Annotated in this window: 17 protein-coding genes and 1 pseudogene; 16 read left to right on the top strand and 2 right to left on the bottom strand. The window is 37.9% G+C overall.

Going from position 1 to position 15760, the window contains the following annotated elements; all coding sequences use genetic code 11:
* Window positions 1–25: 25 nt before the first annotated feature.
* Window positions 26–1120: a ferrochelatase gene (gene hemH, locus QEZ38_RS02010; RefSeq protein WP_281334874.1), complete on the top strand. Its 1095-nt coding sequence runs from the start codon at window positions 26–28 to the stop codon at window positions 1118–1120.
* 287 nt (window positions 1121–1407) lie between these two features.
* Here hemH and mnmE read toward each other — a convergent pair whose 3' ends face one another.
* Both mnmE and QEZ38_RS02000 read right to left on the bottom strand, forming a co-directional pair.
* A complete protein-coding gene (gene mnmE, locus QEZ38_RS02005; RefSeq protein ID WP_281334873.1) occupies window positions 1408–2781 on the bottom strand; it encodes a tRNA uridine-5-carboxymethylaminomethyl(34) synthesis GTPase MnmE in 1374 nt (457 codons plus the stop codon).
* 122 nt (window positions 2782–2903) lie between these two features.
* On the bottom strand, window positions 2904–3086 hold the full coding sequence (locus tag QEZ38_RS02000) for a 4-oxalocrotonate tautomerase (protein WP_001117401.1): 183 nt from the start codon (window positions 3084–3086) through the stop codon (window positions 2904–2906).
* Between the two features lie 123 nt (window positions 3087–3209).
* On the opposite strand from QEZ38_RS02000, the gene QEZ38_RS01995 reads away from it, so the two are divergent.
* The 15 genes and pseudogenes from QEZ38_RS01995 to QEZ38_RS01925 all read left to right on the top strand — a co-directional run bounded on the left by QEZ38_RS01995 (window position 3210) and on the right by QEZ38_RS01925 (window position 15748).
* Window positions 3210–3809 carry a thymidine kinase gene (locus tag QEZ38_RS01995; RefSeq protein ID WP_281334872.1) on the top strand — a complete coding sequence of 200 codons (600 nt, stop codon included), beginning with the start codon at window positions 3210–3212 and terminating at the stop codon, window positions 3807–3809.
* Window positions 3799–4278 (top strand): GNAT family N-acetyltransferase, encoded by a 480-nt coding sequence (locus QEZ38_RS01990; protein WP_281334871.1) that lies wholly within the window; start codon window positions 3799–3801, stop codon window positions 4276–4278. The genes QEZ38_RS01995 and QEZ38_RS01990 overlap by 11 nt, the downstream gene beginning before the upstream one ends.
* Before the next feature lie 9 nt (window positions 4279–4287).
* Window positions 4288–5367: a peptide chain release factor 1 gene (prfA, locus tag QEZ38_RS01985; RefSeq protein WP_001028815.1), complete on the top strand. Its 1080-nt coding sequence runs from the start codon at window positions 4288–4290 to the stop codon at window positions 5365–5367.
* Window positions 5367–6194, top strand: coding sequence for a peptide chain release factor N(5)-glutamine methyltransferase (gene prmC / locus QEZ38_RS01980; protein WP_281334870.1), 828 nt, complete (start codon window positions 5367–5369; stop codon window positions 6192–6194). Before prfA ends, prmC begins: the two co-directional genes overlap by 1 nt.
* A complete protein-coding gene (locus tag QEZ38_RS01975; protein WP_281334869.1) occupies window positions 6187–6789 on the top strand; it encodes an L-threonylcarbamoyladenylate synthase in 603 nt (200 codons plus the stop codon). Before prmC ends, QEZ38_RS01975 begins: the two co-directional genes overlap by 8 nt.
* 1 nt (window position 6790) lies before the next feature.
* A complete protein-coding gene (locus tag QEZ38_RS01970) occupies window positions 6791–7222 on the top strand; it encodes a GNAT family N-acetyltransferase (RefSeq protein ID WP_281334868.1) in 432 nt (143 codons plus the stop codon).
* Window positions 7223–7288: 66 nt separating this feature from the next.
* Window positions 7289–8545: a serine hydroxymethyltransferase gene (gene glyA / locus QEZ38_RS01965; RefSeq protein WP_281334867.1), complete on the top strand. Its 1257-nt coding sequence runs from the start codon at window positions 7289–7291 to the stop codon at window positions 8543–8545.
* 7 nt (window positions 8546–8552) lie between these two features.
* Window positions 8553–9527: a nucleoid-associated protein gene (locus QEZ38_RS01960; protein ID WP_281334866.1), complete on the top strand. Its 975-nt coding sequence runs from the start codon at window positions 8553–8555 to the stop codon at window positions 9525–9527.
* Entirely contained in the window at window positions 9527–10129 is a 603-nt protein-coding gene (locus QEZ38_RS01955) for a lysozyme family protein (protein ID WP_281334865.1), read from the top strand. The genes QEZ38_RS01960 and QEZ38_RS01955 overlap by 1 nt, the downstream gene beginning before the upstream one ends.
* An 82-nt stretch (window positions 10130–10211) precedes the next feature.
* Window positions 10212–11186, top strand: coding sequence for a DUF1002 domain-containing protein (locus QEZ38_RS01950; RefSeq protein WP_049509015.1), 975 nt, complete (start codon window positions 10212–10214; stop codon window positions 11184–11186).
* A gap of 74 nt (window positions 11187–11260) precedes the next feature.
* Complete coding sequence (gene rlmD / locus QEZ38_RS01945) at window positions 11261–12619, top strand: 23S rRNA (uracil(1939)-C(5))-methyltransferase RlmD (protein WP_281334864.1); 1359 nt, start codon at window positions 11261–11263, stop codon at window positions 12617–12619.
* A gap of 265 nt (window positions 12620–12884) precedes the next feature.
* Window positions 12885–13040 (top strand): hypothetical protein, encoded by a 156-nt coding sequence (locus QEZ38_RS01940; RefSeq protein ID WP_281334863.1) that lies wholly within the window; start codon window positions 12885–12887, stop codon window positions 13038–13040.
* Between the two features lie 20 nt (window positions 13041–13060).
* Window positions 13061–13552 carry a phosphoribosylanthranilate isomerase gene (locus tag QEZ38_RS01935; protein WP_281334862.1) on the top strand — a complete coding sequence of 164 codons (492 nt, stop codon included), beginning with the start codon at window positions 13061–13063 and terminating at the stop codon, window positions 13550–13552.
* A 398-nt stretch (window positions 13553–13950) separates the two neighbouring features.
* A pseudogene (locus tag QEZ38_RS01930) lies at window positions 13951–14264 on the top strand (23S rRNA (uracil(1939)-C(5))-methyltransferase RlmD); the annotation flags it as partial.
* Between the two features lie 53 nt (window positions 14265–14317).
* Entirely contained in the window at window positions 14318–15748 is a 1431-nt protein-coding gene (locus QEZ38_RS01925) for an Eco57I restriction-modification methylase domain-containing protein (protein WP_281334861.1), read from the top strand.
* Window positions 15749–15760: the final 12 nt, after the last annotated feature.

Below are 15760 nucleotides of genomic sequence, written 5' to 3'. Positions count from 1 at the left end.
ATAAAAATATCACAAGGATGCAGAGATGAAAAAAGCGATTTTAATGATGACATTTGGTTCACCAGAAGAGATTACCTTTGAAGGAGTAGCCGACTTTTTTACCAACATTCGTCGAGGAGTTCGACCTCAAGACCACGAGATTCAAACCCTTTATGATAATTATGTTCGAATTGGAGGAACTCCACTTCAAAAAATTACCCGTGAAGAAGTTGCCTTGGTAGAAGCTAGGTTAGGAAATGAATATAGTGTCTATTTTGCCAATAAATTTTCAACCCCTTTTATTTCAGATATAATTCGGCAAATGGAAGCAGATGGAATTGAAAAATGTATTTGCTTGATTTTAGAGCCACACTATTCTTTTTACTCTGTCATGGGGTACGAAAAGTTTCTGGAAAGCAAACAAATTCAGTTTTTAGTTATTAAGGACTGGTATCAAGAAGAAGCACTATTAAACTATTGGACAGCTGAAATTGCTAAGATTTTAAAAGAAAAGGTGAAACAGGATAGCTTTAAAGTCATCTTTTCTGCCCACAGCGTACCCATTTTTGCCTTGGATTTTGGTGATCCCTATATCGACCAGATTTTCGAAAATAGCAAGTTAATTGCTGAGAAATTAGGCTTGAAACCAGAACAATATACCAACACTTGGCAGAGCGAAAGTGATATTGGTATTCCTTGGATTAAACCAGATGTATTGGAGTATCTTAGAGAACAGGAAGAACATCCAGAGCATTATATTTTTGTGCCTATTAGTTTTATCAGTGAGCATATTGAAGTCTTGTTTGACAACGATGTAGAATGTCATGACTTGTGTCAGGAATTGGAGGTGAACTACCATCGTCCACCAATGCCAAATACAGATTCTCGTTTGATTGATGCCTTGGTCAATATTATCCGAGCTAATGAACATAAAGAATTTAGAGAATTCCTCCCAGAAGAAGAAACCTTTGATGAATTAGTCCCTTCGGATGACACTAAGAATATTTTAGATGAATCACAAGACTTACAAATGCCAGAATTTGTTAAAAAATTAATTGAGAAAAAAGGTCGTGAAAATGTCAAGATGCCTTATTTAATCAAAAAAATGCTTGAAAAAGCTGGCAAATTACCTAAAGACTAAGTGAAAATAGAAAAGAACTGGTAAGTTTTGTTTCCAATATCTGCTAAGGTAGGATATAACTTAGAATGTGAAAGAAAAGGCGGTGGGACAGAAATCGATAGACAAAGTCTTGATTTCGTAGTCCCAGCCCCGCGAGGATGATTAGGAACTTTTTGGAGTCTAAAAGACGAACAAAAAGTTCAATCAGCTACCGCGTCAAATTATGATTGATAATAAAAAGTGAGGTCGGGATCTTTTTGTCCCAACCTCTTTTTAGGTGACTAGCATTTTTTTGACCTAGTTTTTTCTTATTTACCCAGACAAAATTGGCTGAACAACTGTGTAATGAGTTCATCTGGTGCAGCATCACCAGTGATTTCTCCGAGGATTTCCCAGGTTCGAGTTAAATCAACTTGAAGCAGATCAACTGGCATGCCCAGCTCAAGACCTTCGTTAACAGCTTGTAGGCTTTCAACAGCCTTCTCAATCAAGGAAATATGACGAGCGTTGGATAGGTAGGTAGCATCTTGCTCAACCAACCCAGCATTCTCAAAGAAAAGGTTGTTGATTCTATCTTCAATCTTATCAATGTTTTGATTTTTAAGGACTGAAATACGAATGACATCATCTGGAAGTTCAGAAGTTTCAATCGCTTCTGGCAGGTCAGTTTTGTTGAGAAGAATGATTCGATTGGTATCTTGACTGATTTCAAGAAGTTGTCGGTCTTGGGTAGTTAGAGGTTCACTGGCGTTTAAGACAAGTAGTACCAAGTCAGCTTCCTTGAGAGCTTTTTTGGAGCGCTCGACACCGATTTGTTCGACGATGTCATCTGTTTCACGGATACCCGCAGTATCAATCAACTTAAGTGGTACACCATTGATGTTGACGTATTCTTCGATGACATCTCGGGTAGTACCTGCAATATCCGTTACAATAGCCTTGTCTTCACGTAGGAGGTTGTTGAGTAGACTGGATTTCCCAACGTTGGGACGACCAATGATAGCCGTTGAAATCCCTTCACGTAGGATTTTACCACGACGAGCTGTTCTAAGGAGATTGGTTAGTAATTGCTCAAATTCCAATGTCTTCTCTCGGACAACAGCAGTAGTGGCTTCTTCCACATCGTCATACTCAGGATAGTCGATATTAACCTCTACTTGTGCTAGTGTATTGAGGATTTCTTGACGAGTATTGTTAATCAAGTCTGATAGAGAACCGTCTAGTTGCTTGACTGCAATATTCATGGCCTTATCCGTCTTGGCACGAATAATATCCATAACAGCTTCGGCCTGTGTCAAGTCGACACGACCGTTCAGGAAAGCACGCTTAGTAAACTCACCAGGCTCTGCCATACGAGCACCTTCGCGGATAGCCAGTTGGAGAATTTCATTGGTTACGGCGATTCCACCGTGGGTATTGATCTCGATAATGTCTTCACGAGTGAAGGTCTTTGGAGATTTCATAGCTCCAACCATGACCTCATCCATGACTTTCCCTGTCACAGGATCAACAATATGACCGTAGTTAAGAGTGTGGCTAGCAACCTTACTCAAGTCCTTGCCTTTAAAGATTTTCTGGGCGATAGCAAAGCTATCTGTTCCGCTTAAACGAACAATCCCAATAGCCCCTTCACCTAGTGGAGTGGAGATTGCTGCGATGGTATCAAATTCCCGTGTAATCATTTCAATTCCTTTATAGTTTATTTGTTTGTATTGACTAATATCTCTTAAAATTGTAACAAAATATAATGTTTTATTCAACGAATGCCACTTAGAAAGAAAAGCCTAAGCAGATTGCTTAAGCTTTACTTAGTGCGCATTTCGCCTTGTGGGAAATAGGTTCCTTCAGGCATATCGTTGATAATGACATGAACAGCAGATTGAGGTGCACCAGTGTTGCGAACCACAGCTTCCGTTACTTCCTTGGCTAGGGCTTTCTTTTGCTCTAACGTGCGTCCTTCAAATAAATCGATGCGTACAAATGGCATAATTGCGTCCTCCACTAGTTATTTGATTTCTTCTATTTTACCACAATTTGTCGTTTAAAGCTTTGAGAAAATATGGTATACTAGAATGTAGCAAAAATTTAGAAATGGACGTGAAATAGAAGCATGGCACAGTTGTATTATCGTTATGGGACCATGAACTCAGGCAAGACGATTGAGATTCTTAAGGTAGCCTATAACTATGAGGAGCAAGGAAAGGGAGTTGTGATTATGACTTCGGCTCTGGATACGCGTGACGGTGTTGGCTATGTTTCAAGTCGAATTGGGATGAAAAGACCAGCAGTTGCTATTGAGGAAACGACGGATATCTTTGGGTTCATCCGAGATTTACCTGAAAAGCCTTACTGTGTACTTGTCGATGAAGCCCAGTTTTTAAAGCGTCACCATGTTTACGACTTAGCTCGTGTTGTTGATGAGTTAGACATACCTGTTATGGCATTTGGTTTAAAAAATGACTTTCGCAATGAGCTATTTGAAGGTTCTAAACACCTCTTGCTTTTAGCAGATAAGATTGATGAAATCAAGACCATCTGCCAGTATTGCAAGAAAAAAGCGACCATGGTCTTGCGTACGCAGGACGGATTGCCAGTCTATGATGGTGAGCAAATCCAGATAGGTGGCAATGAAACCTATATCTCGGTTTGCCGTAAACATTATTTTGCACCACTGATAATATCCAAAAAGGAACAAGACTATGACAATTGAACTAAGAGATGTTACAATGGAAAATTATTTTGATGTTCTGAATTTGGATGTTAAAGAATATCAAAAACAATTTATTGCTACTAACGCAATTAGTTTAGCTGAAGCATATGTCTACACAAAAAATGGAGATTTTGTAGCTCCATTGGCAGTTTACGATAATGATGCAATCATAGGTTTTGTGATGTTAGTATATGATAAAAAAATCGGAATTAGTAATGGAAATTATTTACTATTTCGTTTCATGATTGATAAGCATTTTCAAGATCAAGGATACTTTAAACCAATTATGGATAAGGTGCTAGACTATGTTCGGACAGCGCCAGCAGGTTTATCCAATAAACTTTGGTTGTCTTATGAACCAGAAAATGAACATGCAAGATCTTGTTACCTCAGTTATGGATTTAAAGAAACTGGGGAAATATTTGAGAACGAAGTAGTAGCAATATACGATTTAACAATTGAGAAATAAGGAGAAAAAATGAATATCTATGATCAACTACAAGCTGTAGAAGACCGTTATGAAGAGTTGGGAGAATTGCTGAGTGACCCGGATGTCGTTTCAGACACCAAGCGTTTCATGGAGCTCTCAAAAGAAGAAGCTTCTACTCGTGATACCGTCACAGCTTACCGTGAATACAAACAAGTTCTTCAAAACATCGTCGATGCTGAGGAAATGATTAAAGAATCAGGCGGAGATGCTGACTTGGAAGAAATGGCCAAGCAAGAATTGAAAGATGCTAAGGCTGAAAAAGAAGAGTACGAAGAAAAACTGAAGATCTTGCTTCTTCCTAAAGATCCAAACGATGACAAGAATATCATCCTTGAAATCCGTGGAGCTGCAGGTGGTGATGAAGCAGCCCTCTTTGCTGGCGATTTGCTAACTATGTACCAAAAATATGCTGAAGCTCAAGGCTGGCGCTTTGAAGTCATGGAAGCATCTATGAACGGTGTCGGTGGTTTCAAAGAAGTGGTTGCTATGGTTTCTGGTCAGTCAGTTTACTCTAAACTTAAGTATGAATCAGGTGCTCACCGTGTACAGCGTGTCCCTGTGACAGAAAGTCAAGGGCGTGTCCATACCTCGACAGCGACTGTCCTTGTCATGCCTGAAGTGGAAGAAGTAGAGTACGACATTGATCCAAAAGACCTTCGTGTGGATATTTACCACGCATCTGGAGCTGGTGGACAGAACGTCAACAAGGTTGCGACTGCCGTTCGTATTGTTCACTTGCCAACCAATATCAAGGTTGAAATGCAGGAAGAACGTACTCAGCAAAAGAACCGTGAGAAGGCTATGAAGATTATCCGTGCGCGTGTTGCTGACCACTTTGCACAGATTGCTCAAGACGAGCAAGACGCAGAGCGTAAGTCTACTATCGGTACTGGTGACCGTTCAGAACGTATCCGTACTTATAACTTCCCACAAAACCGTGTTACCGACCACCGTATTGGCTTGACTCTTCAAAAACTAGATACGATTTTGTCTGGTAAACTAGATGAAGTTGTGGACGCCTTGGTTCTTTACGACCAAACTCAAAAATTGGAAGAATTAAACAAATAATGAAATTAGCTCAAATTTTTAAGGATTTTGAGGAAAAGTTGATAGCACAAGGAGAGGAAGCAGAAAGCCTCTCCTTTGTCTATCGTAGCCTGAAAAATCTATCTTTTACAGACTTTGTCTTTGCTCTCCAGCGAGAGGTAACAGATGAAGAGTTACAGCTTATAGAGGACATTTACAGGAAATTGGCAAATCATATACCCGCCCAGTATATTATCGGTCATGCTGAATTCTTTGGGATGAAGTTAAAAGTAGATGAGCGGGTCTTGATTCCTCGACCAGAGACAGAAGAACTAGTGGAGCTCACCCTGGCTGAGAATCCAAAGGAAAATCTTAAAGTTCTGGATATTGGAACAGGGAGTGGTGCTATTGCTCTTGCCTTAGCTAAAAATAGACCTGATTGGACAATCACAGCTGCCGATATTTCTCAAGATGCTTTGGATCTGGCGATGGAAAACGCTAATAAACAAGGTCTAACATTATCCTTTATTAAATCTGACTGTTTTTCCGAAATTTCTTCAAAATATGATATAATTGTATCCAATCCACCTTACATATCTCGAGTAGATGAGGCAGAAGTAGGTTTGAATGTTCTCCATTCAGAGCCACATTTAGCCCTCTTTGCAGATGAGGATGGTCTAGCGATCTATCGCAGAATTGCGGAAGAATCAAAGGACTTTCTAAATGATGGTGGTAAGATTTATCTTGAAATTGGCTACAAACAAGGACAAAGTGTACCTGCTCTCTTTAAGGAAAATTTTCCCGAGAAGCGAGTTCGAACTCTGAAAGATCAATTTGGCCAAGATAGGATGGTTGTCATTGATGATTGAGAAAATTAAGAAAGAGCTTGAAAATGGTGGAGCTGTAGTTTTGCCGACAGAAACAGTTTATGGTCTCTTTGCAAAAGCTTTGGATAAAAAGGCAGTTGACCATGTTTATCAGCTTAAATGTCGCCCTAGAGATAAGGCGCTCAATCTCAATGTCGCAAGTTTAGACGATATCTTGAACTTTTCTAAGAATCAGCCACCTTATCTCAATAAACTGGTTGAAAGTTTTTTGCCAGGCCCTTTGACCATTATCTTAGAAGCTAATACCAAGGTTCCCTACTGGGTTAATTCAGATTTGACGACTGTTGGATTTCGCATGCCGAGTCATCCAGTAACTCTGGACTTGATTCGTGAGTTTGGCCCCTTAATAGGACCTTCTGCCAATATCTCAGGGCAATCAAGTGGAGTAGATTTTCACAAGATTCTTCAAGATTTTGACCAAGAGGTCTTGGGACTAGAAGACGATGCTTTTTTAACAGGTCAGGATTCGACTATTTTAGACTTATCTGGTGACAAGGTAAAGATTCTACGTCAAGGAGCGATTACTCGAGAAGATATCCTTGCCAAGATACCAACAATTCCTTTTGAGGAGGTATGATATGCTACGTGATTTGAAAACAAGAGATGTTGCAGCTATTTGTGAGATTAACAAAGAAGCTTTAGACTATTCCTTTAGTTTAGAGGAAACGTCTAGTCAACTAGATAAGTTATCTCAAGACTCTCATCATTACCTACTGGGTTTCGAGGATTCGACCAGCCATGACTTAGTTGGTTATGTTCATGCCGAGGTTTATGAATCCCTTTATTCAAAACCAGGTTTTAATATCCTAGCTTTAGCTGTTTTGCCTCAAACACAGGGTCAGGGTATCGGAAAAACTTTGCTCCAAGGATTGGAACAAGAAGCAAAAAAACGAGGCTATAACTTTATTCGCTTAAATTCTGCAGACCATCGTCTGGGTGCCCATGCATTTTACGAAAAAGTTGGTTATACCTGTGATAAGACGCAGAAACGGTTTATTCGCATTTTTTAGTTTGGATTTTATATTCTTGTTGTAAAAACAAACTAAAGACCTGTCACACTATAAAGGAGAAGACATATGATTTTTGACAAAGATGATTTTAAAGCTTATGACGCAGATCTTTGGAATGCTATTGCTAAAGAAGAAGAACGGCAACAAAACAACATCGAGTTAATTGCCTCTGAAAATGTTGTTTCTAAGGCTGTTATGGCAGCTCAAGGGTCTATCTTGACCAATAAATACGCCGAAGGTTACCCAGGACGTCGTTATTACGGTGGTACTGATGTAGTAGATATCGTTGAAAGTCTAGCTATTGAACGTGCAAAAGAAATCTTTGGTGCCAAGTTTGCCAATGTCCAACCTCACTCAGGAAGTCAAGCCAACTGTGCAGCTTACATGGCTTTGATTGAGCCAGGTGATACGGTCATGGGAATGGATTTGGCAGCAGGTGGGCACTTGACTCACGGAGCTCCTGTCAGCTTCTCAGGTCAAACCTACAACTTCGTTTCATATAGTGTTGATCCTGAAACCGAACTTTTAGACTTTGACGCCATCTTGAAACAAGCTCAAGAAGTAAAACCCAAACTAATCGTAGCAGGGGCTTCAGCTTATTCTCAAATTATTGATTTTTCAAAATTCCGTGAAATTGCTGATGCTGTTGGTGCTAAACTCATGGTCGATATGGCGCACATTGCTGGTTTGGTTGCTGCAGGTCTTCATCCAAGTCCAGTCCCTTATGCACATATTACAACAACAACGACCCACAAAACACTTCGTGGGCCACGTGGTGGTTTGATTTTGACTAACGACGAAGAGCTTGCTAAGAAGATCAATTCTGCTATTTTCCCAGGTATCCAAGGTGGGCCATTAGAGCACGTTGTTGCTGCTAAGGCTGTTGCCTTTAAAGAGGTATTGGACCCAGCATTCAAGGAATATGCAGCAAATGTTATTAAGAACAGCAAGGCTATGGCAGAAGTCTTCTTGCAAGACCCTGATTTCCGTATTATCTCTGGTGGTACTGAAAATCACCTCTTTCTAGTTGATGTAACTAAGGTTGTAGAAAACGGAAAAGTTGCTCAAAACTTGCTAGATGAGGTCAATATTACCCTAAATAAAAACTCAATTCCATACGAAACTTTGTCACCATTTAAGACAAGTGGGATTCGTATCGGTGCAGCAGCAACAACTGCACGTGGTTTTGGTGAAGCTGAAAGTCGTAAAGTGGCTGAACTTATCATTAAAACTCTTAAGAATGCAGAAAATGAAGCTATTTTAGATGAAGTAAGAAGCGATGTCAAAGCCTTGACAGATGCCTTCCCATTATATGAGGACTAAAATTTTTATGGACATTTATATTAAGAAAGCTATTATCCATCAGTTCAGCCCGGATGACACAGAGTTGTTTCTAGCGGATAAATTTCTCAATATCACTCCAAAAATCGAAGAATACCTGCGCAAGAAAATTGAACGTGTGTATTCAGATGAAGCCAAGACTGGGATTTTCGAAGAAGAAAATCCCTTCTTCAATCACATCACAAACGATTTGTTGGAGACATCGGTGACGCTGGCTAACCTCTGGAAAGAGGAATTCAGCATTTCTGAAAATCTTAAGACCAATGACTTGATTTTTGTGCAGTTTTCTAAAGAAGGAGTGGAACATTTTGCTTTCTTGCGAATTGCCCTGCGTGAGACCTTAACCCATCTGGGTGGAGAAGTTGACAATCCAATCAAGCTAACTCAAAACAATCTACCAGGATTTGGAACAGGTGCTGACGAGGCCTTGGTGGTCAATCTTCAAAGCCGAAAATATCACCTGATTGAGAAACGAATCAAATATAATGGAACTTTTTTGAACTATTTTTCTGAGAATTTGATTCAGGCTCAGCCAAAGATATCACCTAAGAAGTCAATCAAGGAACTGGAAAAAACAGCTCAAAGAATTGCAGAAACCTTCAACACAGACGATTTTCAATTTCAATCTAAGGTCAAGTCTGCTATTTTCAATAACCTTGAAGAAAGCAATGAGTTGTCTCCAGAAAAATTGGCCAATGACCTTTTTGACAACAATTTGACAGCTCGATTGAGTTTTATAGACCAAGTCAAAGAAGCAGTGCCAGAGCCAGTTCAATTTGATGAAATCGATGCCAGTCGTCAATTAAAGAAATTTGAAAACCAAAAACTTTCTCTGTCAAATGGGATTGAGTTAATCGTACCCAATAATATTTACCAAGATGCTGAGTCGGTCGAATTTATCCAAAATGACAATGGAACCTACTCTATCTTAATCAAAAACATCGAGGATATACAAAGCAAATAATGTTTAAATTTATAAGAAGGGTCTTAGTGCTTGTTCTTATCTTATTTACTGGTTATAAACTTTTTCATATGTATCGGGATGTGAAGCAGGTCATGACCTATCAATCCTTGGTACGAGAGGTTTTAAGTGAGCAAGATACGCCAGCAAATGAAGAACTAGTCCTGGCCATGATTTATACCGAAACCAAAGGAAAAGAAGGCGATGTCATGCAGTCTAGTGAGTCTGCTAGCGGAACTACAAATACAATCTCTGACAATAGGAGTAGTATTCGTCAGGGAATTCAAACCTTGACAGAGAATCTTTATTTAGCTCAAGAAAAGGGTGTAGATGTTTGGACTGCTGTACAGGCCTATAACTTTGGGCCTGCTTATATCGATTTTATCGCCCAAAATGGGAAAGAAAATACCCTTGCACTAGCCAAGCAATACTCAAGAGATACCGTTGCTCCGATTTTAGGAAATACAACTGGAAAAACCTATCGATATGTCAATCCAATTTCCATCTTTCAAGGTGGAGAACTTTATGTAGATGGAGGGAACTATTATTATTCTAGACAGGTTCAACTAAATCTCTACATTATTAAATTTTTTAATCTATTTTAAGCACTTAGAAAATTCTAGGTGCTTTTATAAGCTTTCTTTAAGACTAATTTACTATGCTAGATAGGAAAAGGAGGAACGTCTCATGCGAAAGAAATTCTTTCTGACTAGTGCTGCAGTTCTTTTAGCTGTTGCAACTTTGCAAAGCGCTCAAGCAGCCACTGATGTTCAAAAAGTAATTGATGAAACTTATGTTCAACCTGAGTACGTCTTGGGTTCTTCACTAACAGAAGATCAAAAAAATCAAACATTAAAAAAACTCGGCTATAACGCATCTACAGATACCAAAGAACTGAAGACTATGACGCCAGATGTCTACTCAAAGATTATGAACGTCGCCAATGACTCTAGTCTCCAGCTCTATTCGTCTGCCAAAATTCAAAAATTGGGTGAAAAATCTCCACTTGAAGTGAAGATTGAAACCCCTGAAAATATCACTAAAGTGACCCAAGACATGTACCGTAATGCGGCCGTTACCTTGGGTGTGGAGCACGCGCGTATCACCGTTGCGGCACCAATCCCTGTAACAGGTGAAAGTGCCCTAGCAGGTATTTACTATTCATTAGAAGCTAATGGTGTTCAACTTCCTCAAGAAAATAAAGACCTAGCTCAGGAAGAGCTAAAAGCCTTGTCAGACATCAACGATGAAAACAAGGACAAATCAGGCTATGATGCCAATAAACTCAATGTAGCCCTTGCCGATATCAAGTCTGCTATCGCTAAGGCTAAAGAGTCCAAGGGTGAGCTTACTGAAGATGATGTTCGTAAGATTGTAGAAGATACATTGAAAAATTATAAGCTAGATCAGGTTATAACAGGAAATCAGATCAATATCATCATCAATTTTGCCTTCAATCTTTCAAAGAGCGATATTCTTAATAACGAAGACTTTACTAAGACGCTAAAAGATCTGAAACAAAGTATTGTTGCACAAGCAGGAGATAGTTTTAGCAATATCGACCTTAACTTTGATGCTAATAAAGCTATTCAAGACGGTGGCAATATCCTCAGTGCTATTTGGCAAGCAATTGTAAACTTTTTCAAGAGTTTTGGTGCTTAGGGGAATTCATGGTATAATAGATGGTAACAGAACAGTTGCTGTCTTTTTTTGTCGGCTGATAGAAAGTGAAAATTATGTTAAAGAAGAATGATATTGTAGAAGTAGAGATTGTCGATCTGACCCATGAAGGAGCAGGTGTTGCCAAGGTAGATGGCTTGGTCTTTTTTGTAGAGAATGCTCTACCAACTGAGAAAATCTTTATGCGTGTCCTTAAAGTCAACAAGAAGATTGGCTTTGGTAAAGTCGAGGAATACCTGACGCAATCTCCACATCGTAACCAAGACTTAGATTTGGCTTACCTGCGTTCAGGCATTGCCGACTTTGGACATCTTGCTTATCCAGAGCAACTCAAGTTTAAAACCAAGCAAGTAAAAGATAGCCTATATAAGATTGCTGGAATCACGGATATAGAGGTAGCAGATACTCTTGGTATGGAAGATCCTATCAAGTATCGTAACAAGGCTCAGGTTCCTGTTCGTCGTGTCAATGGTGTTCTGGAGACTGGCTTTTTCCGTAAGAATTCTCATGACCTTATGCCGTTGGAAGATTTTTACATTCAGGATCCAGTCATTGACCAAGTTATCCTTGTTTTACGAGATTTGCTTCGTCGTTATGACTTAAAACCCTATGATGAGAAGGAACAGTCTGGCTTGATTCGTAACCTTGTTGTTCGTCGTGGCCATCATTCAGGTCAAATTATGGTTATTTTGGTGACAACTCGTCCTAAAATTTTCCGTGTGGAACAGTTGATTGAACAATTGATTAAGCAGTTCCCAGAAATTGTGTCTGTTATGCAGAATATCAATGACCAAAACACCAATGCGATTTTCGGGAAAGAATGGCGTAGGCTTTATGGTCAAGATTACATTACCGATCAAATGTTGGGTAATGATTTCCAAATCTCAGGCCCAGCCTTTTACCAGGTCAATACCGAAATGGCGGAGAAACTCTATAAAACAGCTATTGACTTTGCTGAGTTAAGAGCAGAGGATGTGGTTATTGATGCCTACTCAGGAATTGGGACTATTGGACTATCAGTTGCTAAACACGTTAAGGAAGTTTATGGCGTAGAAGTCATCCCAGAAGCCGTGGAGAATAGCCAGAAGAATGCTAACTTAAACGGCATCACCAATGCCCACTATGTCTGCGATACAGCTGAAAATGCTATGAAGAATTGGCTCAAGGAAGGTATCCAACCAACCGTTATTTTGGTCGATCCACCACGCAAGGGCTTAACCGAAAGCTTTATCAAAGAAAGCGCCCAAACAGGAGCTAAACGCATCGCCTATATCTCCTGTAACGTCGCCACCATGGCGCGTGATATCAAACTCTACCAAGAGTTGGGCTATGAATTGAAGAAAGTACAGCCGGTGGATTTGTTTCCACAAACACATCACGTGGAGTGTGTGAGCTTGTTGGTAAAACGCAGTTAATCCTCAAAAGGTTCACCCAAACCTTTTGAGTCCCACAGACGCATTATGTCGAAGCTTGTACGAGCTACAGAGTAGCGAAGTAGAAGTAGATGTTCGGCCCATGCGACAAGGTGAGACCGAAGGTCGAGAAGGTGCCCTGGGGTATAGCTGTCGTAGATTGAGGAGATTACGACGAAACGATACAGTAATAGCGAACTGCTGAATGTGTAAGCTTGTTTGTGAAATGTGGATAATCGTTCAAAAATCAGAAGGACTAGAGATGTATATGTTGGAATTGTATCAAAATCCTTCTTATAAAGATCTAGTCGCATTTGGGTCCTTAAAAGAAGGAAAGGAATTTGTATCTAAAATAACTGGATATGCTCTAGAAAATGAAAATGATTTTGTTCAAGGTAATAAAGTAGAAATAACGAACATTTAGATGAAAGGTTTAGAGTAAACATGAGTCTCTTATTTGAAGAATTTAAAACCATTTGTTTCCATTTAAATCGAGTCGGAATTACACCGACACTGATGGGGTCTTTGGGATTGGAGTTTAGAACGAAAGAAAATTGGGGACCGTCTGACATCGACATTCATGTGCCTGGTGACCCTAGAGGTTGGGATGCACCTGATCATCTCAGAATTTATGACTGGGACAAGATAATGAAAGTGATGAAAGACTTAGGCTACGTCTTAATAGATATTCATGAGCATGAATTCCAAAAGGATAGAGTGAGTGTTGAATTTGGAAGTATCGATTCCTTACTTGATTTTGCAGGAGTTTCGGAATCAGATATAGAGCTTATTCACATTGAAGGCATCACTTTTCGTCTTCCAAGTCTGGAGCAGTATCTAAGTATTTACAAAGCTTCTTCTCAAGACTTCTATCGAAATGATCACAATAACAATAAGGATTTTAAAAAGATCGAGTGGCTGGAAAGACATTTGTAAATTATCATATGAAAAGTAGTAAGTTGTAAGACTGGCTGCTATGTTATTTTTATCATCATTTTTATTGGTCATTTAATTTATACTATATTGGCTAGTAATAGAATTAGTAAAGAAAAGGATTTTAAATTTTAGATCAGCTTATCCATTATTGAAAGTAACGATTTTATAATTAGATGATTAATGTTAGAGAATTATCAATTGTAATTCTAAGTGGAGTTATGGATATCGTTTCTTTTGGAAGTGATGATAATCTTTCCGTTCCACAGTATCATTTTAAAATGATTTTCATTGCCTTTTGTTTATTAGTATAAAAGCAGAATATTACCACATGTTGAGTGTGTGAGTTTGTTAGTGAAACGGAGTTAATCCTCAAAAGGTTCACCCAAACCTTTTGAGTCCCACAAACGCATCACGTTGAGTGTGTGGCACTTTTGTCCAAACTCGACGTCGATAAGCATATAGATGGTGAAATTAAGCTTAATAAGCTCGATTTGACAAGTGCTGAAAGTAAAACAATCAAGGAATATATATATTGAAAAAGTTTGATTTAAAGGTTTCGACACATTTTATTGCACAGATTAAAAAGAAATTTGGTATTGTACTGAGGGAGCATTATAATAAATTGGAAAAAGAGAAATAGTTTATTCCACAATGCATACCGGAAAACGAGGAAACTATCATCGATGCTTTAAGGTATTTTAAGATGATTTAATAGAAAAGGTGCTAATTCAAGTTAAAAATTATATGAAAAAGGAGAGCGAATATATGGAAAGTATTAATATTGAATGTCAAGTGTTTACTCCTCACAATATTGTCGTTGAGATATTAAATCAAGTTGGGTATATAGAAAAGCTATATGGGAAAAAGGTTCTAGAAAATTCTTGTGGTGATGGAGCTTTTCTTGTTGAAATTGTTGATAGATATATTATTGACTGCTTGAAACAAAATTTTTCTAAAGATAGGATAATCTATGGATTGGAAAATGATATATACGGAAATGAAATAGATGAGAAGCACAAAGTGAATTGTATAGATAATTTAAATAGGGTTGCGAAAAAATATAATATTGATTGTGTTAAATGGAATATTGCACAGAATGACTTTTTAAAAAGTTCTATTATCGAAAAATTCGATTTTATTATAGGAAACCCTCCGTATATAACATATTCAGATTTAAATAAAACTACAAGATCTTTCATTAAAAAGAATTTTATAGTGTGTTCAGATGGGAAACCAGATTATTATTATGCTTTTATTGAAATGTCTATAAAGCTATTAGCTGATGATGGTAAATTAGCTTATCTGATACCTAACAACATTTTTAAAAATAGATTTGCAGATAGATTACGTATCTTTATGTTACCTCATTTGTCAGTAATAATTGATTATACAACAGAAAAACTCTTTGAAAATAAATTAATTTCTTCTGCTATTATTATTTGTAATGGCACACAGAACAATAACGATATTCAATATGTAAATAAGGTAAAAAACCGAGAAATAACATTGCATAAAAATAGTTTAACAAATAAGTGGATTTTTAGAAAAAAAGAAGTAGTTAAAAAAAAGGCAAAAAGAAAATTTGGTGATGATTTTAATGCAATGTGTTCGATTGCTACGTTATTAAATGAAGTATTTATAATAAAAAAATATGAAGAATATAATGAACATATATTGGTTAATGGGTATAAAATTGAAAAATCGGTATTAAGAGAAGCCGTTAGTCCAAGATCATTGCAGTATGCCCGAAAAGAATTTTTGATTTTTCCATACTCATATGGAGAAAATAATAGTATATTGCGCTTTGAAGAATCAGAGTTTATACAACAATTTCCAGGAGTGTACAACTATTTAAAATCCTTTAGTGAAAGATTAAATAAGCGTGATAAAGATAAAAATGCACAATGGTTCGAGTTTGGAAGATCACAAGCATTAAGCCATCTTAATCAAGAAAAATTATTGTTATCTACTTTGATAACAGAAAAAGTTAAAATACATCACATTACTAAAAATCAAGTACCTTATTCAGGGATATGTATATATCAAAAAGGAGATTTGTCATTAGAAATTGCAGAAAAGATTTTGAAAAGTGATGAATTTTTAAATTATGTTTATGATATAGGGATTAATGCTAGTGGAACAACAATGAGGATTACAGCAAGAGATGTTATGAATTTTGAATATACTTTGGATTAGGAAGAGAAATTA

This window comes from Streptococcus taonis (assembly GCF_029948085.1).
Classification (GTDB): Bacteria; Bacillota; Bacilli; order Lactobacillales; family Streptococcaceae; genus Streptococcus; species Streptococcus taonis.
Note: the sequence above shows the minus strand (reverse complement) of the source record. Positions and strands in the feature narration are given on the sequence as shown.